Genomic DNA, 23,331 nt, shown 5'->3' with positions numbered 1-23,331 from the left:
GGTTGATGTTCCGTAATAAAATAGTAGCCCCTTCATCATATTGACCATTAGTATATTGATATGCGCCAACAATTACATCGGAATAACCATCACCATTGGCATCGCCAAGCGTATTTACTGATGAACCTAAATAAGCAGATCCTTGCATGCCAGACAAAATTGTTGTTGGACTGCTCGGAATTCCTGTTGGTGAACCATGATAAGTAAATGCAGCTCCTACATTAGTTGCTATGCCATTATATTGAATTGCTCCGATAATTAAATCTGAATAACCATCATTATTCAAATCGCCTGCGTTTGATACACTATTACCAAATCTGCAATATGTGATTACTTTCCATTTTTACTGCATACACAGTATTAATTCCTGATGGGCCACCATGATATACAAATGCAGCACCCTCTTCATCTTGCCCATAATCAGCGAGATATGCACCCACAACCACGTCGTCCTACATCATTATTAACATCACCTGCTGTTGAAACAGCACATCCAAAACGTAAAGCGTTTGATTACTTTCTATCATTGTAAATGGTGCAGATTTTATACCAACCGGTGAGCCACAATAAACGAACGCAACACCCTCATCGGTTTGACCATTATCATATAATTGTGCACCTACTATAATATCATCATATCCATCGTTGTTTTATGTCGCCCGCATTTGATACTGCACCGCCGAACTGTGCAGTTGTTTGATTAGATTCTAATATTTTTGCGGTGTGCCTATAATACCTGTTGGAGAACCATGGTAAATATAAACACGACCTTCGTCTGTTTCACCATTATCATATAATGTTGCACCAACAATAATATCATCATAGCCATCATTGTTTACATCTCCGGCAGTAGAAACTGAATATCCAAAATAGGCTGAGGCCTGATTTATTTCTAAAATATTTGCAGGTGTATTTGATATGCCTGTTGCCGAACCAAGAAAAACAAATGCTGCACCTCGTCAATTTCAATATTATCGTAAGTAAATCCGCCAACAATTATATCGGCAAATCCGTCACCATTCACATCTCCGGCTTCAGAAACAGCATGCGCAAATCTTCCCGCAATGCCATTATATTTCAGCAAGGCATCATAAGTCAGTCATAATCCGTTTCAATTAATCCATCGCAATCATTATCTATACTATCTAAATATTCAAATCCACCGGAAAAACGACTTCGCTTGAATCATTGCAATCGTCTCCACCTAAAATTCCAGTAAAAAAAATAACTCCAATCAGGTCGCTCACATTGAGTGTATGGTGTGCCTGTTCGGCATAATAATTATCATAATCATCATCTAAATACCAAATCGTATTTGGATTTTGTAAAGAATCGGTGTCATTGCAATCACTTCCATCTAAAATATAACCTATCGGCATTTCACAGGCAACTATAATTGAAATCATGCTGCCAAAACCATCAAGGTCGCTATCTGCATGGTAAATTGTGGTGGGACAATTGTCGCCAAAATAAAAATAAATAGCACCTTCATTGGACGGTGTATTTGAATAGTCGGTAGCACCAATAATTAAATCATCAAAACCATCATTATTTACATCCCCTACTCCGGAAACGGTAGCACCAAAATTCGAATACGGTTTATCGCTCTCAAAAGTGGCGTTCTGCATATCTGTAATTCCTGACGCGGAACCATAATAAATAAATGCTTTGCCTTCTTGTTCATCATCATTGGTAAAGTCATTTGCTCCGATAATATCATCAAATCCATCTGCATTCCTATCACCGGCGCAAGCAACCGAGTACTAAAAAAGCTGCCTCTTGATTTGATCCCAAAACAATATTCGGTGTTGCACTTATACCTGACGCTGAACCATAATGCATATAAACGAATCCCTCACCATCTTGAAGATTATCGGCATTATAAGCGCCTATGATAACATCAAAATAGCCATCACTATTAACATCCCCTGCACCGGAAACAGAAAACCCCAAATAAGAAATGGCTTTATTATTTTCCATAATTGTAATCGGAACTGTGTTTATTCCCGTGGCAGTTCCGTGATAAATGTATGCTCTACCTTCTTGACTTTGACCATTCAAGTAGTTTGGTGAGCCGACAATAATATCATCAAAACCGTCCGCATTAACATCACCTAATCCGGCAACAGAACGGCCAAAAGCAGCGTTTGCAAGATTGCTTTCCACTGTTGCAGCAGGCGCAATGCCAATACCAGCAGCGAGCCATGATAAACAAAAGTTCTACCTTCCAACGATTGACCATTTGTGTAAGCATCTGAACCAATCTAATACATCATCAAATCCGTCATTATTGATATCGCCTGCAGAGGAAACGGATCTACCAAATTGTGCGCTTGCTTGATTGCTTTCAAGAATTATTGCGGTATTATTGTTAAACCTACTGCGAGCCATGATAAATATATACTGCACCTTCGTTTGTTTGACCATTATCATATAAATAAGCCCCAACAATAACATCATCATATCCATCATTATTAATATCGCCTGCACAAGCTACCGAGTTGCCATAATAAGTATTTGGTAAATTGCTTTCAATTACTGTTGAAGGTAAAAAGGATTTATTCCTACGGCTGAACCTAAGTAAATTTCTATTTTACCTTCATTAGTTTCTATGTTTGTATAATTTTTTAGTGCCGACAATTACATCTCCATAACCATCACCGTTAATATCTCCTGCTGATGCAACTGCGGTTCCGTAATGTGCCAATGAAATATTACTTTCAATTAATAGGTCCGGTGCAGGAGTTTGCGCAAAACCAACATATGAACTTACAGAAAAATAGATAAAAAATAGTGTATAAAACGTTCGAATTGAATTTTGTACCGGTTTAGGTTGCATATTGAAATTCATTATATTTAATAAATAATTGTTTATTTACTGCTGAATAATTAATTTTTTTTCTGAACATAATCCACCAGCATTTAAACGGACAAAATAAATGCCGCTTGCGATATGCTGTAAATTAATAACACAATTAATTTGTCCATCAGTAGTCTCCATTAATTGTGTATAAATGACTTGTCCGATTGCATTATAAATTTCCAGTTGAGCTGATGAATTGTTTTCAAGTGGAGCCTGGGAGAAAGCGGAGACTGTAAATAAGCCTGCGCTTGGGTTTGGGGAGATGGTAACTGTTGATTCAGATGAAATGAATGCGCCTTCTTTACAAGGAACTGTCACGGTAATTCCTGAAGAATTTTTATAACACCCCGTAACAATTTTAGTAACCTTACATTTATAAATACCGGCAGATGTTGCAAGATAATTAGTAGCAGTAGCACCCGGAATTGGCAATGCATTTTTATACCATTGGTAGCTGGAACCTGCAACAGGAGCTACATTGAGGGTTACACTTCCACCAACACAAAATGTAGTTGGACCTGCAGCTGAAATTATTGCTTTTGGGTTTTTAAACACATTTACAAATATTGGTTCAGATGTTGCTGAATTGCAATCGCTTGTTGTTACACAAGAATAATTACCCTTTGTTGTAGCAGTGTATAAAGAGGTTATCGCACCCGGAATATCAACACCATTTTTCTGCCATTGGGCAGATGTGCCTGAATAAGTTGCATTTAATATTACACTTCCACCCTGGCAAAATTCTGTTGCACCAACTGCTGTGATAGTAATTGTTTCTATTACATCATCATCTATTAAACCATTGCAGTTATCGTCGAGGGTGTTGCAGAGTTCGGGAGTTGGGCTACAAATTTCAGGTTCGAGTTTAACAACCCAGTAGTCATACGAACCTGGTGGATTAGCTGTCACCTCAGATTTTTCACCGGAAATATCTGAAGCTGAAATGCCTGTGCAAATTATTCCATTAGTGAGTGTAGGACTTATACCATACAAAACATCGTCCTCAGAACCTCCAATCGTTTTTTGCCATATAATATTGCCTAAGTTGTCAATTTTTACAATCCAATAATCTAATCCTCCACGTGAATTTTCAGATTTATCAACAGAGATATTCGAAGCGGATGAACCTCAAGTATAAAACTACCATCAGGATTTTCATACATGTCATGTAATTTCTCCTCGCCGTAACCACCTATGGTTTGTTGCCATGTTATTTCTCAATATCATTCAATTTAATTATCCAAAAATCATAATTCCAACTGGCATTTTCTTCAGTTTTGTCACCCGACAATGCCGACATCGAAATACCGGTTGCCAGATATCCGCCATCTATTGTTTGGGTGATTCTATACAGTTCATCTTTAAAGTCGCCGCCAATTGTATTTTGCCAAACAATATTTCCAATGGCATCTAATTTAATAATCCAATAGTCTGTTAATGCGAATGAATTTTCCGTTTTGTCGCGAAATATATTTGAGCTGGAATATCCACCTAAAATGTAACCACCATCAGTAGTCTGTTCCACCGACCGCAACCAATCGCCATATTGTCCCCCAATGGTATTTTGCCACTGAATTTCACCGATATCATTTAATTTAATCACCCAGTAATCATAATCGCCTAAACCATTTTCGGTTTTTACACCTGAACTATCTGAATAGGATTTACTGCCTAAAATATACCCACCATCAGATGTGAGACCGATGTCATATAAATAATCACCTTCGTCACCACCAAAGGAGTTTTGCCATATAATATTTCCGGTAGCATCGAGTTTAACCACCCAAATATCCTGACTTCCATAGGAAGCAGTGGTTTTTTCACCGCTGATTAAGGATGAAGAATTGCCACCTGCAATGAAACCACCATCAGGTGTTTCTTTAATCACATATAAATTTTCCGTGCTGTTGCCACCAAGCGATATTTGCCATTCTATTATTCCTTCAGCATTTAATTTTAAAATCCAATAATCGTCGTTCCAGCTATCTACGGTTTTATCTCCAAAAGCGGCTGAAAATGAGTAGCCTCCAACAATACTGCCACCATCGCTGGTTTTATCTATGGCTAAAGACCAATCGTCATATTTGGCAGAAATTGTGTTGTCCCACTCAATTTCAGGTGACTGAGTATAGATATTTAAAAAGCAAAAAAGATGGATAATTAATATTAAACCTTTCATGTCTAATTCGTTTTTAATTAAAAATTAAATTTTGCTCATAAGTGTCTTTGCCGACAATTAATTTTAACAAATAAACACCCGATGCATAATTTTCAATAATTATGTTTTGTAGAATTATATTATTTGATTCGGAAATATGTACCTCATAAATACGTTGTCCAATGCTATTAAATATTTCTATTGTGATATCATCTAAATTAGAAAGATCCAAATTTTCTAAATTAGCTTCCAAAGTAAAATTGCCCTTACTTGGATTTGGATACACTACAAGATTACTTTCGCCAAATTCACCATTCCTACATGGCACTGTCACTATAATACCCGCCGAATTTTTATAACATCCCGTAACAATTTTAGTAACGATACATTTATAAATACCCGCAGATGTTGCAAGATAATTTGTAGCTGTAGCACCAGGAATAAGCAATGCATCTTTATACCACTGATAACTGCAACCGGCTACAGGACTTACATTTAATGATACACTTCCACCAACACAAAATGTAGTTGGTCCCGCAGCGGAAATTATTGCTTTTGGATTTTTAAATACATTTACAAATATTGGTTCAGATGTTGCTGAACTGCAATCGCTTGTTGTGATGCATGCATAATTACCTTTTTGTGGTTGTAGTATATGAAGCCGCGATAGCACCCGGAATATTGCTTCCATTTTTTTGCCATTGAACAGATGTTCCTGAATAAGTTGCATTTAATATTACGCTTCCACCCTGGCAAAATTCGGTTGCCCCGGCAGCAGAAATTGAAATTGTTTCAATTACATCATCATCAATTAAACCATTGCAGTTATCGTCGAGGGTGTTGCAGAGTTCGTCGATGAGTGCGCAGTTTTCAGGTTGTAATTGAACTACCCAAAAATCGGTGTTAGGATAATAATCAGTCCATTTGTTACCCCAATCATCCTCTTCAATTTTTTCCTGAATTGGGAACAACATAGCTTCCGATTTATCAGCGGATTTATCTGATTTGGAGGTGCCGCCTAAAATTATTTTTTCTTCATTTGTAATAGCAATTGAAGTTAAGAAGTCGCCCATATTTCCGCCAATTGTGTTTTGCCAAATTGTATTTCCAACGCTATCCAATTTTAATATCCAAAAATCATTTTTCTCACTGTTTGAAACTACGTAACTATTAAACATCGGTATTATGTATGGTTCAATTTTATCGGTGCCTGGAATTGAATTAGAATATCCTCCGACCAAATAACCACCATCAGGGCAAACTGCAACAGCAGTACCGTAATCTTCGTTTGAGGCATTTATAGTATTTTCCCAGTCGACACTTCCATCTGTTTTTAATTTTACTACCCAATAATCTTTTGATATACTTATTTCGGCTTTATCAGCTGATGTCGCGGAAGAAGATGTTCCCATTAAAATCATGGATCCGGAATCATCAACATCTATGTCGTAAACCTCATCCCCCAATGCCCCACCTATTGTATTTTGCCAAATAATAGTTCCTGAGTCATTTAACTTAATAGCCCAGTAATCACCAAAACCTTTATGCATTTCTGTTTTATCACCACCTGCATTTGAATATGAAGTTCCACCAACATAATAGTTACCCATATTATCGAAGGATATTTGTGGTTTGTAGTCAAATTCAAAACCGCCAATATTATTTTGCCATTCGATATCACCTGCAGTGTTTAATTTAAGCACCCAGAAATCTGAGGAGCCATAAACATTTTCTGTTTTATTGCCAGAAGCAGTGGAATTTGAATACCCTGCAATTAATACTCCACCATCAGGTGTGCTTTCCAAATCTGTTAATAAATCGGATCCACCACCTCCAAACACTTTTTGCCAAATAATTTCGCCACTCACATTTAATTTGATAATCCAATAATCGTCATTTCCAAAACCATAAACCGTTTTATCCCCTGATACACCTGAATTGGAATTAGCACCAATCATAAATCCCCCGTCGGTAGTTTGTACAGCACGGACTCCCCTGTCTTCATCATCCGCACTAATAATTTTCTGCCACTGTATATTTCCTGCGGCATCTAATTTATAAATTTCAATATCATAATTATCTTCATAACCAATGCCGAATATATTTTCTTCAGAATATGCATTAATATATCCGACAGCAATAGATCCGCCATCATTGGTTGCTGAAATATTAGTTAAACTATTATACGTAGTATCACCCAATGTTTTATCCCAGGTAATTTGCGGTCCAGCAGTACAATCTATTAAACCTTCATCAATTAACCCATCGCAGTCATTATCTAAATTATCACAAATTTCGGTTGCCATTGAATTTACACTTGCATACCGGTCATCACAATCGAGTGTATTATTTATCCAGGGGCCATAAGTTAATTCACAGGTATTTGTAATAAAATTTTGACCTTCACCATCCTGATCATTATCAGAATAAACCGTGCGGGGATGCAGGTATCAGGACCGAGTTTTAATACCCAATAATCAAAGTTTTCATAATCGCCCATAGGTGCTTCAGATTTATCGTTGCCTAAATTTCCGGTAGATGAACCGGCAACAAAAAAACCGCCATCTGCAGTCATGAGACAAGACTTTAAATAGTTTTCATTATTATAATAATAATAGTCACCTTCATATTCATCATACTCGGCAGTTATTTCTCCACCTAAAACTTGTTGCCTCACTATATAACCGTTGGTATCAATTGTTATCAACCAATAGTCGTTACCTCCATCTGTTTCCAGGTTATCATAACCGCCTTTACCATTCCCAAATATCATAATTTTATTATCCTCATATTGAAACGCACCATCTACATCTGCTGAGGAATATATTCCACCGGTGAGGTATGTATTTTCCCAAATTAAATCACCCTCATTACTGATTTTCACTACCCAATAATCTTCACTATTGTATTCATAATCAAATTCACATTCATAACAATTGTCAGCATAATTTAAACTATTTTCTGATTTATCACCGGAAATATTTGAGGTTGAAATTCCTGCAAGAATATATCCTCCGGTATTTAATTCACAAATACCATTTAGATAATCGTTTTCAGTTCCACCAATTGTGTTTTGCCACACAATACTACCCGACCCATCTATTTCAACAACCCAATAATCATATGCTCCAATATTTGCTTCCGTTTTATTTCCGGATATTCGAATTAGAATAACCTGCCAACACATAATTCCCTTCACTATTGCGAATTGTTTCATATAAATAATCATTTGCCGTTCCACCAATAGTAAATTGCCAAATGATATTTCCAACCGAGTTAATTTTTAAAATCCAATAATCATAACCACCAATACAGGCGGCGGTTTTATTCCCGGAAATACCTGATGAAGAATAGCCACTAATTATAAATCCTGTGCCGCCAAGTGGTAAGATATTAGTGAGATAATCATCTCCAGTTCCGCCGATAGTTTTTGCCAAACGATGTCACCTGTAGGGCCAAGTTTTACAATCCAATAATCTCTAAGTCCAATTGCAGGATCAGTTTTATCACCTGATATTCCGCCGGCTGTGTATCCACCCAGTAAATATCCTCCGTCGGTTGTTGGCACAATTGCCATCAGGTTATCTGTAACCGTAGTGCCGATTGTAGTTTCCCACTCAATTACACCTGCACTATTGAGTTTAACTATCCAATAATCGCAAATCCCGACATATTCCGTTTTATCATAGGAAGGAGTAGAATAAGAATACCCGCCGAGAATAAACCCACCGTCAGGAGTTTCTGCTGAGCAAGTCAGCATATCGGTAGCATTTCCACCAATTGTATTATCCCATTGCACAACCGGGTCCTGAGCACACAAATTTGGGTATGATGCCCATGATAACAAGTGGATTAAAATTATGCAGGCAATGAGCTGTCGCATGATGTATGTTTCCCCTAAAAATACCGATTTCCTGCCGGGTTTAGGTGTATAACTGTGTGAAATCAGCCATTTTTGATGTGAAATGCCGCATTCAATTAGGGAATGCAACCGCCAACTTGCTGCCGGGATGTGAAAAAGGCAGAGATTCATATTATGAATGAACGTTCATTCACAATACGAATCTCTGCCTTTACCTTATAAAAAATTGTTTATTCGATAATTAATTTTTGCTCCGTCACAATGGCTCCACTTCTCATTTTGATGATATAAATTCCTGAAGCAATATTAGAAAGATTAACTTCAATCGCGTTTTGTGTTGTTGCTATTTCCCGGATATAAATTTGTTGACCGATGGCATTATAAATTTCAATTTGACAAGAGTGATTCACAAAGGCAAAATCCGAAATAGTAAATGTTCCGTTGGTTGGGTTTGGATAAATGGTAAATGTAGTTTGAGGGTTGATTGATTCCCCTTCCCTACACGGCACACTCACCGCAATAACATTTGAATTTTTAAAACATCCTGTTGCCGCTTTGGTAACACGACATTTATAATTACCTGATGTAGTTGCAGTATATGTTAATGCTGTAGCACCTGCAATTGGTGATGCGCCTTTATACCATTGGTAGGTACATCCTGCAACAGCAACTTCTGTTAATAGTACACTTCCACCGGCGCAGAAAGTTGTTGGGCCTCCGGCTGAGATGCTTGCGTTGGGGTTTTTATTGACTAATACATGTATTTGTGCAGATTCAGCTGAACCGCAATCACCGGTTGTTTCGCAGGTATAATATCCTGATTTATTAGCCGTGTAAGTTGAAGTTGTTGCGCCCGGAATTGCGGTGCCATTTTTTTTCCATTGTACACTTATTCCGGTATAAGTTGCAGTTAAATTAACAGAACCTCCCTGACAAAAAATTGTGTCGCCGGTTGCTTCTATTGAAATAGTTTCAAATAAACCGTCATCAATAATTCCGTTACAATCGTCGTCAATTGTATTACAAATTTCAATGGATGGCACACAAATATCCGGAGCGAGTTTAACTACCCAATAATCATATTGACCGAGATGATTTTCGGTTTTATCGCCGGAAATATTTGAATCAGAATTACCTGCAATACAATATCCACCGTCTGCAGTATGGATAAACTCCCAAGTTTGATCAACACCATTTCCGCCAATTGCATCTTGCCAGATTTCATTACCATTTGCATCTAATTTTATTAACCAAATATCACTACTACCTGCAAGGGGAACAGTTTTATTACCGGAAATTCCGCTTGATGAAGAACCTGCAAGTATAAAATCTCCTTCAGGTGTTTCTAACACTTGTTTGGCATAATCGAAACTTGAGCCGCCAAAAGTGCGATCCCATTCAACATTTAATTGTTCGTCAATTTTAATTACCCACCAGTCCTGCACACCAAATCCGTTTTCAGTTTTGTTTTCGCCTGCATTACTTGTGGAAGTACCTACACAAATAAAACCACCATCACTGGTAAGCAGCAAATCTTCCATAGAATCATCAAAAGTGCCTCCATAAGTTTCCTGCCATAAAATATCACCTTCAGGGTTAATTTTAATTACCCACAAATCCATCCAGCCTTTTTGTGTTGCTGTTTTATCGCCACTAATAGCACTTGATGATGAGCAACCCAGAAAATAATTACCGTCTTCGTCTTCCCGGATTGTAATTCCATAATCAATAAATACTGCAGTAATTGTATTATCCCAAACAACATTACCCATTGCATCAGTTTTGATTAACCAAATATCATTGTGTGAGGAGCTTTCTGTTTTATCGCCACCAATTGGACTTAAACTAGTGGTGAGCAATAAATATCCGCCATCTGCTGTCTGAATCACATCACGCATCGTTTCATCTGAAGGTCCGCCGATAGTATTTTGCCAAATGATATTACCTGCTGCATCCAATTTCAGCATCCAGATATCCTCAAATCCATTTGAAGCTTCAGTTTTATCATTTTGTGCGGTACTGAGTGATTCACCTGCAACCAAAAAGCCGCCATCGGTAGTTTCAATTGCCACTTTGCCGTGGTCGCGTGAGTTACCCTGAATGGTATTTTGCCATTGGATACTACCATCTGCATTTAATTTAATTACCCAATAATCGTTTTCGCCTTTTTTATTTTCGGTTTTATCGCCGCCTAATCCGCCATACGACGTTCCGCATACAATATAACCACCATCGGAAGTTTGGTTGATTGTCTCGATATAATCATCTTGTGTAGAGCCGATGGTGTTTTGCCATTCGATGGCGGGCGCCTGGGCTGTTAGCAGCTGTGCACCAAATAAAAGGGAGCAAAAAGCAAAAACTTTCATGGTATCTATTTTGTAGAAATTTAGCGCCAAAACCTTAAAATTTCAAATAAATTGATGCGAAATGGTTGTTTTTTGTTAAGGAATACCTCATTAAGTTGGTTTGGAATGACCTGATTGTGGAGGGAAAGGTTTTTCGTATTATGAATGAACGTTCATTCATACATCATTAAGTATAAATTTATTTTTAATAGCAGCCACAAATTTAGTGTTGCAAAATGAACTTTTGTTCCGCGATAAAATTGTTGCCCTTTGCTTTTAAAATATAAATTCCATCTGCTAAGTCACCAGTGATAACCTCCACCATAGCATGGCTGCCGGAGTTAATGAATGTATTTTCATAAATAATTTTTCCCTGAATATCCAGCACTTGAACAAAAATAGATGACTGATTATTGGTATTAAATTTTAAGGTGAATGTTCCGTTATTGGGGTTTGGAGATATAATAAAATAATCCTCATTTTCGAATTGATTAACAATAATATTATGTTCATCAATAATTGCATTACAATTGTCATCTATGTCATTAATAATTTCGATTGCACCCGGATAAATCAATGCATTCAAATCATCACAATCGGTGCTGTCTAACACATAACCTGTTGGTTGATAACATGCAAACTGAGTTGTAAGCAGATTTCCAAAGCCGTCGCCATCAAGGTCGGCATAGTATGTTTGATTGATGCAATTTAGTTGTACAATCCAGATATCATAAGTTGTTGGATCACCGCAAACAGTTTCTGTTTTATCACCGGAAATTCCGGAATTGGAAGCTCCATTCACTATAAAACCGTTGTCCGAAGTTATGGATGCACCACCAGATAAATACTCGGTTTTTGTCCCACCATATGTTTGTTCCCAAATAATATTGCCGATGCTATCTAATTTAACGACCCAATAATCTGCACTACCAACTGAATCAGTTTTATCACCTGAAATTCCTGATTTAGAATAACCTGTAACTAAATAAGTACTATCTATAGGCATTGGAATTATTTCATCAAAATAATCATCATAATCACCTCCAATTGTATTTTGCCATTCGATATTACCAATACTATCTGTTTTAATTACCCAATAGTCAAAATCGCCCATGGAATTTTCGGTTTTTACACCTGAAATATCAGAATTGGAAATCCCTCCGAAAATAAATCCGTTATCATAAGTTTGTTCAACAGTATATAAAAAATCCGCTGAGTTGCCGCCTATCGTTTTTTGCCATAGTATTTCCCCTGTAGCATTTAATTTAATTATCCAATAATCACGACCCCCGAATGCATTTTCAGTTTTATCGTAACCTATATCTGAGGATGAGCTACCGGCAAGAATATAACCACCATCAGCTGTAACTGCTATGTCAGATAATGATTCCATGTCTTCACCACCAATAGTATTATCCCATTCAATTGCACCAACATTGTCCAATTTTACAACCCAGTAATCGCCGCCAAGTCCGCCGATATGATTTTCAGATTTATCTTCTGAAATATCAGAAGTAGAAGAGCCACCAATTATAAAACCACCATCAGGTGTTAGTGCAGCCGTTTCTAAATAATCATCATACTCGCCACCAATAGTATTTTGCCATTCAATATTACCTAATGCATTTAATTTAACTACCCAATAATCAGGGCTACCCAAACCACCAATTACTGTTTCCGTTTTATCACCCGATATGGGCGACCAGGAGCTCCCACTTAAAAATAATCCACCATCTGAAGTTGGTACCATTGCCTTCAATTCATCCGGCTGATTACCACCAATAGTATTTTGCCAAACAATATTGCCCACAGTATCCAACTTTATTATCCAATAGTCGGAGGCACCCACAATATTTTCCGTTTTATCACATCCAATAGAGGAGTAAGATGTGCTACCAACAGCATATCCGCCGTCCGGTAATTGAACTATGTTACCCGCTAATTCAGCATAAGGGCCCATAATGGTATTTTGCCATTGAATATTACCTGTTTCATTAAATTTAACAACCCACAAATCTGTAATCGTAGAAATGCCATAATTGGGTTCTGTTTTATCTCCTGAAATTCCGGATTCGGAATCACCGGCTAAAATTGGCCATCCGTTATCAGTTTGAGCAATTGCATATAAATATTCATCTTCAGCACCACCAATAGTTTGTTGCCAAATAATATTACCCAAACTATCTATCAATACCGGCCAAAAGTCGTAGTCGCCCTTATTCATGTCCATTTTATCGCAGGACATGTTTGAATTCGAAAAACCTGCTAACATAAAATTTCCGTTAGGCATAGCAATTAGTTTATTCAGGAAATCATTGCTTTCACCACCAATCACATTTTGCCAAACAATATTTCCAAGGCTGTCTATTTTAACCACCCAATAGTCATATAAATCGCATCCTAATTCTGTTTTATCTCCGGAAATTGGAGAATTTGAATAACCTGCTAAAATAAACCCGCCATCGGAACTACTTTTAATATCCAATAAATTATCATCTAATGTTCCGCCAATTGTATTTTGCCAAATCACATTCCCAAGGCTATCCAGTCTAATTACCCAATAATCATAAGTATCCTCATCTTCACCAATTAAATCTTCAGTTTTATCGCCGGAAATGTGTGAATTCGAAAATCCGCCAACAATAAATCCATTATCGTTTAATTGATAAATAACTTCAGGTTGTTCGAACAAATCACCACCAATGGTATTTTGCCATTCTATTTCACCAATTGCATTTATTTTCACAATCCAAAAATCAAATTCCCCAATAAAATTTTCTGTTTTATCTAATGAGATGGCGGAGTTGGATGTACCACAAAGAATATAACCACCTTCCGAGGTCTGGTTTATTGCCGTAAGGTAATCAACACCCAAACCACCAATAGAATTTTGCCATTCAATATTTCCTAAATTATCCAATTTAATTAACCAGTAATCGCCACCGGGAGAAGTTTCTGTTTTATTTGCAGAAGTATCTGAATTAGAAATAGCACCGATTAAATAACCACCGGTTGCTGATTCAACAATACTTGTAACAAAATCATTCTGTGCACCACCAAGGGTTCGTTCCCATTCAATTGCTCCAATGCTGTCAGTTTTAATAATCCAACAATCCTGCAAACCTAATAATGGTTCAGTTTTATCAGTGCCGATTCCCGAATAAGAACTTCCACCAATTAAATAACCGCCATCGCTGGTTTGTATAATACTTTTAGTGCCATCGGTTTCTACACTTCCGATAGTGTTCTGCCATTCAATTTCAACAAGTTGAGCCTTGACATTGAGGGTGAATAAAATTAAAAATATGTGAAAAACATACTTCACTATTTCTGATTATTGTTTTATGAAATTATATGTTGAAACAATTTGATGTTCTACAATTTGAATAAAATAAGTCCCAGCCGGTAAATTTTCAACATTTAAAAACACTTCATTTTCGGAAGCGATCTGGCTATTAATTAATCTACCTAATGCATCGTATAAATTAATTATTTTAATTTGATTATTATTTGTTTTGATGGTTAAAACATTCAATGCAGGATTGGGATATATAACAGTTTCATTTTCCACCAACTCCCCTGCCTCGCCGGCAGGCAAGCCTTCCCTACACGGCACACTCACAGCAATAGCATTCGAATTTTTATAACAACCTGTTGCAGCTTTTGTAACACGACATTTATAATTACCGGATGTAGTTGCAGTATACGTTAACGATGTTGCACCTGCAATTGGCGATGCGCCTTTATACCATTGGTAAGTACATCCTGCTACCGCAACTTCAGTTAATACCACACTTCCACCTGCACAAAAAGTTGTTGGGCCTCCGGCAGAGATACTTGCGTTGGGGTTTTTAATTACGTTGACGAAAATGGGTGTTGATTCTGCTGTACCACATGCGCTTGTGGTTACGCAAGAATAATTTCCTTTTGTTGTAACATTATAGGTTGCGCTTGTTGCACCGGGGATATTGGTGCCATTCTTTTTCCATTGCACAGTTGCGCCTGAGTAGGTTGCAGTGAGCGAAACGCTACTGCCCTGACAAAATGTAATTGGTCCGCCTGCGGATATGGAAATTGTTTCGGTGATGCCGTCGTCGATGAGGCCGTTGCAGTTGTCGTCGAGGGAGTTGCAGAGTTCTGTTGCAGGGATGCATTCAGGCATTAAATTTATTAGCCAGATATCAAAGTTATTTGTTCCACCAAGATTGGGTTCAGATTTATCGCCTGATAACCCAGAATATGAATAGCCACCTAAAATCAGATTACCATCCAAACTTAAAGTTGCACATACTATGGCATCGTCTTTATTTCCCCCATAGGCCTTTTGATAGATTATATTTCCTAGACTATCAATTTTAACGAACCAATAGTCATAACCTCCATTCGTTGGTTCGGTTTTATCACCTGAAACTCCTGATAGCGAATTACCACCTATGATATAACCATCATTAAAATATTCTAAAGCATATATATTATCACTACTTATTCCGCCAATTGTTTCTTCCCATTCAACTATTCCTTCATCGCTAATTTTAACAATCCAAAAATCATAACCGCCAATATTAATTTCGGATTTATCACCCGATATAGATGATGTTGAGTTGCCACCTAATAAATATCCACCATCGGGACAGACAACAACACCATTCAAAATTTCGTCGCCACTTCCGCCAATTACTTTTTGCCATAGAATATTTCCCAAAGAATCAAGATTAAGCACCCAAAAATCTCTGTTGCCATAAGAGGGAATTGTTTTATCACCAGATACATCTGAGAATGAATCGCCAAAAACCATAATTTCATTATCCGCAGTTTCTATGATCTCTTCTATAGTTTCAGTTGAAGACCCTCCGATGGTATTTTGCCATAAAATAGATCCGGTGCTATTTAATTTTAATATCCAATTATCCAAACCACCTTGGCTATTTTCAGTTTTGTCGCCGGAAATATTTGAATCGGATCGACCTGCAATAATATAATTACCATCACTGCACTGAATTACTCTTCTGCAATCATCGAGCCCACTGCCACCAATTGTATTTTGCCATTCAATATTGCCTATTGCATTTACCTTAACGACCCAGATATCATGACCACCATTTCCAAGCTCATATTTATCCCCGGAAATTCCAGAGTTAGAATATCCTACTAATAAATAACCACCTCCAATACATGCAATAGCATGTGAGAGATAGTCGTACCCAAAACCGCCGATGGTATTTTGCCATTGAATATTTCCTGAGGAATCTATTTTCATTATCCAAAAATCAGTAGAAAAACTGATTGCATTTTCAGTTTTATCATCGCTGATATCGCTATTTGAATAACCTGCCAGAAAATATCCGTAATCGGCTGTAGGGATTATTGAAGTAACAGCTTCATCTTTATCGCCCCCAATCGTATTCTGCCACTCAATAGCCGGTGCTTGAGAAAAGCAGTAATTAAAGAAGAAAAAAGTGTTTAGAATTAGTAATAAATATGTTTTCATTACAAAGATTTAAATTATTCAAATATAATAGTGCTTACATATTGTTTGTTCTTATTCCATAATTTAATCAAATAAAAACCGGGAATAAAATTATCAACTTCAATTAATTCATTTATTATACCATCATTAGCAATAACCTCCTTGGAAAATATTAATTGTCCAAGGTTGTTGTATATTTCAATTGTTGATTCGGGAGATGCATAATTTTGCGTCATTACAGTTGCTTCAATTGTAAATGTTCCATTATTTGGATTCGGATAAATTGCGAATGCATTTTCATCATTGTACATCTCCCCTGCCTCCCCGGCAGGCAAGCCTACTTTACACGGCACACTCACCGCAATTGCATTCGAATTTTTATAACAACCTGTCGCCGCTTTGGTAACTCGACATTTATAATTACCTGAGGTAGTTGCAGTATAAGTTAATGATGTTGCTCCGGCAATTGGAGTTGCGCCTTTATACCATTGATAGGTACAACCTGCAACCGCAACTTCTGTTAATACAACACTTCCACCTGCACAAAAAGTTGTTGGGCCTCCGGCAGATATACTTGCGTTGGGGTTTTTAATTACGTTTACGAAAATGGGTGTGGATTCTACAGTATCGCATGCACTGGTTGTTACACAAGAATAATTTCCTTTTGTTGTAACATTATATGTTGGGATTGTTGCACCGGGAATATTTGTGCCATTCTTTTTCCATTGAACAGTTGCACCTGAGTAGGTGGCAGTGAGCGACACGCTACTGCCCTGACAAAATGTAATTGGTCCGCCAGCGGAGATGGAAATTGTTTCGGTGATGCCGTCGTCGATGAGGCCGTTGCAGTTGTCGTCGAGCGAGTTGCAGAGTTCGGGGGATGGTATACATTCCGGGAACAGTTTGACCAACCAATAATCCATACTTCCGTGATTAAATGAAACATCCCCGTCATTTGAATATGCCTGAACCAAAATAACAAAACTTTGATCGTTTAATTCAATTATATTAGAACCACTATCATCCTCTGACCCCCCTAAAGATTTTTGCCAAATTATTTCTCCAAATGGATTTATTTTAACTACCCATGCATCAGAATTCCCATGATTAAAAATTACGTCGCCATCAATTGAATAAGTATGTGCTGTGAAAATATAATTTCCATCGCTTGTATTAATTATTTGACGCCCATAATCATCTTTTGTTCCACCAAAGGATTTTTGCCATTCAATTATTCCATCAAAATCTAGCTTTACAATCCAGATATCATCACGAGCTCCTGTTCCATGGTGGCCTGTTACATTGCCATTATTGGATTCGGAGCTTCCGGTTACAATACAACCACCATCAGGAGTTGCATTTACCCAAAACGAGTAGTCATAGTCAGAACCACCCAAACACTTCTGCCAAATAATTTCACCAGCAGTTGATAATTTAATTATCCAATAATCACTTTCTCCATGGTTACCTGTTACGTCACCATCAATTGAGAAGGCATGTCCTGCAATGATATAATTAAGATCAGTTAAGATATCCACGGTATAACCTTCTTCACCACTCGTGCCGCCCAAGGAACGCTGCCACTCAATATTTCCGAGCACGTCTAGCTTTAATACCCATATATCTATTGATCCATCATCGCCGTGATGCCCTAAAACATCACCATTTGTTGAACGTGATTCTCCAATAAATATCGAGCCCCCATCGGGAGTTGCTTTGAGAAATCTTGCATTATCTATATTTGTTCCCCCATATAAATGACTCCAAATAATATCTCCTAACGTATCAATTTTAAATACCCAATAATCAACTGATCCATTATTGCCAGATACATCCCCATCATTCGATGTAGACATGGCGCCTACAATAAATCCATCAGGAGTTTGTATAATTGAACATGGATGTTCATCTTGTGTACCTCCGTAGGATTTCTCCCATTCAATATTATGGTCAACATCCAATTTAACAATCCAAACATCATAATATGCAGTTGATCCGTGATGGCCGGAAACATCACCATCGTTGGAATAGGAATCCCCAATAACAATAAATCCATCTGTACCCAAATCTAAAATATCATCTGGATCATCTAATTTAGTTCCTCCATAAGTTTTTTCCCATTCAATTTCCGGTGCCTGAGCAAAAGAGAAATTATTGAAAAACAGAAAGTGCAAGGTTAATATTAAAAAAAATTTCATGAGGAAAAATTTAAATTATTCTATTATTATATTTTTTACATTGTAAATATTGTTATTCCACAACTTTACTAAATAAATTCCCGGAGTAATATTTTTTAATTCAATTGCTTCATTTATTATTCCATCATTACAAATAATTTTCTTAGAAAATATTAATTGTCCAAGGTTATTGTATATCTCAATTGTTGATTCGAGAGACGCAAAATTTTGCGTCGTTACTATTGCTTCGATTGTAAATGCTCCTTTATTGGGATTCGGGTAAATTGAGAATGCTTTTTCATCATTGATCATTTCTCCTTCCCTACAAGGCACACTCACAGCAATAGCATTTGAATTTTTGAAACATCCTGTCGCAGCTTTTGTAACACGACATTTATAATTACCGGATGTTGTTGCGGTATACGTTAATGAGGTTGCTCCTGCAATTGGTGATGCGCCTTTATACCATTGATAGGTGCATCCTGCAACTGCAACCTCAGTTAATATTACACTTCCACCTGCACAAAATGTTGTTGGGCCTCCGGCAGAAATACTTGCATTGGGATTTTTAATTACGTTGACAAAAATAGGGGTTGATTCTACTGTACCACATGCACTGGTTGTTACACAAGTATAATTACCTTTTGTTGTAACATTATAAGTAGCTCCTGTTGCACCGGGAATATTTGTGCCATTTTTTTTCCATTGGACAGATGCTCCAGAATAAGTTGCAGTTAATAAAACACTTCCGCCTTGACAAAAAGAAATTGGTCCGCCAGCGGAGATGGAAATTGTTTCGCTGATGCCGTCGTCGATAAGGCCGTTGCAGTTGTCGTCGAGGGAGTTGCAGAGTTCATCTGCCATAGTATTGATAGTATTGCTTAAATCATTACAATCTGTGTTATCAGACACATATCCTTCCGAAACCTCACAAGCAACAATAAAATTATTTATGTCCCCATAACTATCAAAATCGTTGTCTCTAAAAAACGTGTCTAAGGCGCACAGAGGTGTTGAATAATAAACGTAGGCTGCACCTTCATAAAAATCGGGATTGGTTTGAGACGAAGCGCCAATTGCAATATCAGAATATCCGTCACCATTTAAATCACTGTTGAATGTTACATCTCTTCCGTAATATGCGCCAGCGAAATTACTCTCGTAAATTATTGCTGTAGCTATGTCAAAACCGGCAACGGAGCCATAAAACAAGTATGCGCCTCCTTCAGAATATTCGCCATTAGAATAATTAACACAACCTACTAATAAATCATCAAAATTGTCATTATTAACATCACCAATTGAAGAAATTTGATTACCCAAATAGGCACCAATTTTATTTGATTCAATAGATGATATGGCTATAGCATTTATGCCTAGTGCACCTCCTAAATATACTTTAACTAATCCTTCAGATGACTGAACGTTATCATAAGACGGAGCGCTTGAAGCTATATCACCAAATCCATCATTATTTATATCACCAATTGATGCAACCGCCGAACCAAAATTTGCAGAAGTTTGATTAACTTCTAAAGTTGTTACTGCGAGTGGGTTAATACCACTCGCCGACCCATTAAAAACATAGGTTCTCCCTTCATCAGTATTTCCATTATCATAACGTAAAGCTCCGACAATTAAATCATCATATTCATCACCATTAACACTCATTCCTATTGCTACGCTGCTACCAAAGTTTGCTGAGGCTTGATTACCTTGAATTAAAGTTGCCATAGTTAAATTTATTCCAGATGCAGACCCATGATAAACACAAATGCAACCTTCTTCATATTGTCCACTAGTATAAGTTGGGGCACCAATTACAATATCGTCATATCCATCATTATTAACATCTCCACCACCAGCTAACTCTTCCCCGAAATTATAAGAAATTGGAAGGTCATCAAGAGCTGCGATTGGTGTTTTGATTATTCCGGTTGCAGATCCCAAATACACATAAACTGTAGTAATTGCAGGTGCTGATATTATTAAATCATCATATCCATCGGCATTTAAATCACCGGCGCTTGATGCAACTAAACCAAATTCAGAATCGGTTATATTATTACTTAAAGTATCGTCCGGGATATTATTTATTCCGGTAGGTGAACCATAATAAATAAATGCTGCTCCTGTACCAAAGTTAATATAATCATACTTAAAAGAACATACCATCAAATCGTCATAGCCGTCACCATTAATATCACCCGCGCCTTCAACAACAACTCCGAAATATGAGGATTCTTGATTCATTTCAAGCATTAAATCTGCAATTGGAGTTTGTGCAAATAAAGAAAAACAGTAAACGCTTACTCCAATGCTGAATATAATTTTTTTCATATTTAAAGTTTTATAATTTTTGTTGAATTAACCACTCCATTTTCCTGAATCAGAATAAAATATACACCGGGTGCGTATTTTTCGATATTTAATTCTACTTTAATTTCTTCGGTCGATATGATAATAATTTTATTACCTATAGCATCGAAAATTTCGATAGTTTTTAATTCATTGCTCTTGGTAATTATTGAAATATTGTTTGATGCGGGATTCGGATAAACACTAATTTCATTTCCAATCATCTCCCCTTCTCTACACGGCACACTCACTGCAATTGCATTCGAATTTTTGTAACAACCTGTTGCAGTTTTGGTAACACGACATTTATAATTACCGGATGTAGTTGCGTTATAAGTTAAGGATGTAGCTCCTGCAATTGGAGATGCGCCTTTATACCATTGATAGGTACATCCGGCAACTGCAACTTCGGTTAATATTACGCTGCTACCTGCACAAAAAGTTGTTGGGCCTCCGGCAGATATACTTGCGTTGGGGTTTTTATTTACAGTTACTTCAACCCATTCGGATATTGCAAATGCACATGCGCTTGATGTTTCACAGGTGTAAATTCCGGTTGCTGTAGCAAAATAAGTTGAGGAAGTTGCACCGGAAATATCCTCACCATTTTTTTTCCATTGGAGTGATGGACCGGTATAAGTTGTTGCAGATAATAATACCGAACCTCCTGAACAAAAAGTAGTTGGTCCACCTGCTGAAACGGTTATGGATTCTGTTATATCCTCATCAATAATACCATTACAATTATCATCAAAGCTGTTACATAATTCAATAGAAGGCGTACAAATTGAGTCATTTAATTTAACGATCCAGGTACCTGGATATAAACTTTCTTTATCAGAAATATCACCTTCTTCATCTATTCCTGCAAAACCAGTTACCAAATATTCTCCTTCAGCTGTCTCCTTAACGAATGCCTGACCATCATCATCACCTGATCCTAAAGCTTTATTCCATTGCATTATACCTAAACTATTTGTTTTAATTACCCATAAATTCCAACATTCCCATCCATAAGAATTGCATGGAGGTCCGGAAATATTTGTTGTTCCACCAATTATATAACCACCATCAAGAGTTTTGCTTATGGACCGCATTTTTGAATCTTCACCCGTTTCAATTGTTTTATCAGATAATACTGTGCCTGTACTATTTAACTTTATGATTTCGAAATATGGTGTATAAAATCCATCTGAATAACCACCAAGTGTGTAAGTCCCATCGGGTTCAACTATAATATCTACAGCATAATCAAAATTAAGTGAACCAATTGTTTTTTGCCATTTGATATTTCCGGAATTATTTAATTTAATTATCCAATAATCGGTTGCACCAATTAAGGGTTTTGTTTTATCACCTGAAATTCCTGACGAGGATGAGCCTGTACAAATAAATCCACCATCAGTAGTTTGATGAACTGAACGAATCGTTTCAGTTTCGTTTCCGCCGATGGTATTTTGCCAAATGATATTTCCGGTGCTGTTTAATTTTAGTATCCAATAATCTGAGGCTCCGGTGCCACCGATTGTCCCTTCCATTTTATCCCCTGAAAGTGGAGAGTAAGATGTGCAGCTCAAAATATATTCACCTGTTGAAATTTGTTCGATATAAGGAATACTTTCATTATTATTTCCACCAATTGTATTTTGCCAAATAATATTACCGGTGGCATCCAGTTTTAAAATCCACATGTCTGTGTAATATGGGCCTAAAAAATTGTGATTCGGTTCGGTTTTATCGCCTGAAATTGGTGAATTCGATGTGCCTGCAACGATATATCCACCATCAGCAGTTAAATTGATTGAATAAGGCCGATCATCGCCTGAACCACCTAATACACTTTGCCATACCAATGCACCGCTTGCATCAATTTTATAAATCCAGTAATCCAGGCCGCCATTTCCTGTTTCGTTTTTTTCATTACAAATGGGTGCAAAGGTTGAAGTAATAACAACAGCACCACCATCAGGTGTGAGCACAAAACTAACTTCATATTCACCATCACAAAATAAGTTTTCCCATTCAATATCAGGAGCTTGTGCAAAGCTGCATGGAATAAGGAAAAGGGATAATAAAAATATAAATAAATTTTTCATAATAT

Annotated in this window: 21 protein-coding genes; all 21 read right to left on the bottom strand. The window is 37.1% G+C overall.

The window, feature by feature from the left end:
- A partial coding sequence (locus IPI65_15350) for an FG-GAP repeat protein (GenBank protein MBK7442850.1) occupies nucleotides 1–286 on the bottom strand: 286 nt, incomplete at its 3' end.
- Between the two features lie 22 nt (nucleotides 287–308).
- Entirely contained in the window at nucleotides 309–446 is a 138-nt protein-coding gene (locus IPI65_15345) for a hypothetical protein (protein MBK7442849.1), read from the bottom strand.
- 261 nt (nucleotides 447–707) lie between these two features.
- Nucleotides 708–920, bottom strand: coding sequence for an FG-GAP repeat protein (locus tag IPI65_15340; GenBank protein MBK7442848.1), 213 nt, complete (start codon nucleotides 918–920; stop codon nucleotides 708–710).
- The gene (locus tag IPI65_15335; GenBank protein ID MBK7442847.1) at nucleotides 893–1,084 is read right to left on the bottom strand and encodes an FG-GAP repeat protein; all 192 of its coding nucleotides are present in this window, start codon (nucleotides 1,082–1,084) and stop codon (nucleotides 893–895) included. The genes IPI65_15340 and IPI65_15335 overlap by 28 nt, the downstream gene beginning before the upstream one ends.
- A 61-nt stretch (nucleotides 1,085–1,145) precedes the next feature.
- Nucleotides 1,146–1,628, bottom strand: a complete 483-nt coding sequence (locus IPI65_15330; protein MBK7442846.1) for an FG-GAP repeat protein — start codon at nucleotides 1,626–1,628, stop codon at nucleotides 1,146–1,148.
- Between the two features lie 112 nt (nucleotides 1,629–1,740).
- A complete protein-coding gene (locus tag IPI65_15325; protein ID MBK7442845.1) occupies nucleotides 1,741–2,166 on the bottom strand; it encodes an FG-GAP repeat protein in 426 nt (141 codons plus the stop codon).
- A gap of 211 nt (nucleotides 2,167–2,377) precedes the next feature.
- Entirely contained in the window at nucleotides 2,378–2,536 is a 159-nt protein-coding gene (locus IPI65_15320) for an FG-GAP repeat protein (GenBank protein ID MBK7442844.1), read from the bottom strand.
- 66 nt (nucleotides 2,537–2,602) lie between these two features.
- Nucleotides 2,603–2,839 (bottom strand): FG-GAP repeat protein, encoded by a 237-nt coding sequence (locus IPI65_15315; GenBank protein ID MBK7442843.1) that lies wholly within the window; start codon nucleotides 2,837–2,839, stop codon nucleotides 2,603–2,605.
- A gap of 36 nt (nucleotides 2,840–2,875) precedes the next feature.
- Nucleotides 2,876–3,856 (bottom strand): T9SS type A sorting domain-containing protein, encoded by a 981-nt coding sequence (locus tag IPI65_15310; GenBank protein ID MBK7442842.1) that lies wholly within the window; start codon nucleotides 3,854–3,856, stop codon nucleotides 2,876–2,878.
- A gap of 217 nt (nucleotides 3,857–4,073) precedes the next feature.
- Complete coding sequence (locus tag IPI65_15305; GenBank protein MBK7442841.1) at nucleotides 4,074–5,042, bottom strand: hypothetical protein; 969 nt, start codon at nucleotides 5,040–5,042, stop codon at nucleotides 4,074–4,076.
- A 13-nt stretch (nucleotides 5,043–5,055) separates the two neighbouring features.
- Complete coding sequence (locus IPI65_15300) at nucleotides 5,056–5,712, bottom strand: T9SS type A sorting domain-containing protein (GenBank protein MBK7442840.1); 657 nt, start codon at nucleotides 5,710–5,712, stop codon at nucleotides 5,056–5,058.
- Nucleotides 5,654–7,327 carry a putative metal-binding motif-containing protein gene (locus IPI65_15295; protein MBK7442839.1) on the bottom strand — a complete coding sequence of 558 codons (1,674 nt, stop codon included), beginning with the start codon at nucleotides 7,325–7,327 and terminating at the stop codon, nucleotides 5,654–5,656. Before IPI65_15295 ends, IPI65_15300 begins: the two co-directional genes overlap by 59 nt.
- A gap of 62 nt (nucleotides 7,328–7,389) precedes the next feature.
- The gene (locus IPI65_15290; protein ID MBK7442838.1) at nucleotides 7,390–8,208 is read right to left on the bottom strand and encodes a hypothetical protein; all 819 of its coding nucleotides are present in this window, start codon (nucleotides 8,206–8,208) and stop codon (nucleotides 7,390–7,392) included.
- Nucleotides 8,168–8,458, bottom strand: a complete 291-nt coding sequence (locus IPI65_15285) for a hypothetical protein (GenBank protein ID MBK7442837.1) — start codon at nucleotides 8,456–8,458, stop codon at nucleotides 8,168–8,170. The genes IPI65_15290 and IPI65_15285 overlap by 41 nt, the downstream gene beginning before the upstream one ends.
- Nucleotides 8,383–8,904 carry a hypothetical protein gene (locus IPI65_15280; protein ID MBK7442836.1) on the bottom strand — a complete coding sequence of 174 codons (522 nt, stop codon included), beginning with the start codon at nucleotides 8,902–8,904 and terminating at the stop codon, nucleotides 8,383–8,385. The genes IPI65_15285 and IPI65_15280 overlap by 76 nt, the downstream gene beginning before the upstream one ends.
- Before the next feature lie 209 nt (nucleotides 8,905–9,113).
- Entirely contained in the window at nucleotides 9,114–11,249 is a 2,136-nt protein-coding gene (locus tag IPI65_15275; protein MBK7442835.1) for a T9SS type A sorting domain-containing protein, read from the bottom strand.
- Nucleotides 11,250–11,451: 202 nt separating this feature from the next.
- A complete protein-coding gene (locus IPI65_15270; protein MBK7442834.1) occupies nucleotides 11,452–14,553 on the bottom strand; it encodes a T9SS type A sorting domain-containing protein in 3,102 nt (1,033 codons plus the stop codon).
- 9 nt (nucleotides 14,554–14,562) lie between these two features.
- Complete coding sequence (locus IPI65_15265) at nucleotides 14,563–16,716, bottom strand: T9SS type A sorting domain-containing protein (GenBank protein ID MBK7442833.1); 2,154 nt, start codon at nucleotides 16,714–16,716, stop codon at nucleotides 14,563–14,565.
- A 14-nt stretch (nucleotides 16,717–16,730) separates the two neighbouring features.
- Nucleotides 16,731–18,893 carry a T9SS type A sorting domain-containing protein gene (locus IPI65_15260; protein MBK7442832.1) on the bottom strand — a complete coding sequence of 721 codons (2,163 nt, stop codon included), beginning with the start codon at nucleotides 18,891–18,893 and terminating at the stop codon, nucleotides 16,731–16,733.
- Nucleotides 18,894–18,908: 15 nt separating this feature from the next.
- Entirely contained in the window at nucleotides 18,909–21,212 is a 2,304-nt protein-coding gene (locus tag IPI65_15255) for an FG-GAP repeat protein (GenBank protein MBK7442831.1), read from the bottom strand.
- Between the two features lie 2 nt (nucleotides 21,213–21,214).
- Nucleotides 21,215–23,326 carry a T9SS type A sorting domain-containing protein gene (locus tag IPI65_15250; GenBank protein ID MBK7442830.1) on the bottom strand — a complete coding sequence of 704 codons (2,112 nt, stop codon included), beginning with the start codon at nucleotides 23,324–23,326 and terminating at the stop codon, nucleotides 21,215–21,217.
- Nucleotides 23,327–23,331 lie beyond the last annotated feature (5 nt).

It is taken from the genome of Bacteroidota bacterium (genome assembly GCA_016706255.1).
Classification (GTDB): domain Bacteria; phylum Bacteroidota; class Bacteroidia; order Chitinophagales; family BACL12; genus UBA7236.
This window is presented reverse-complemented; position numbering and strand designations above follow the sequence as displayed.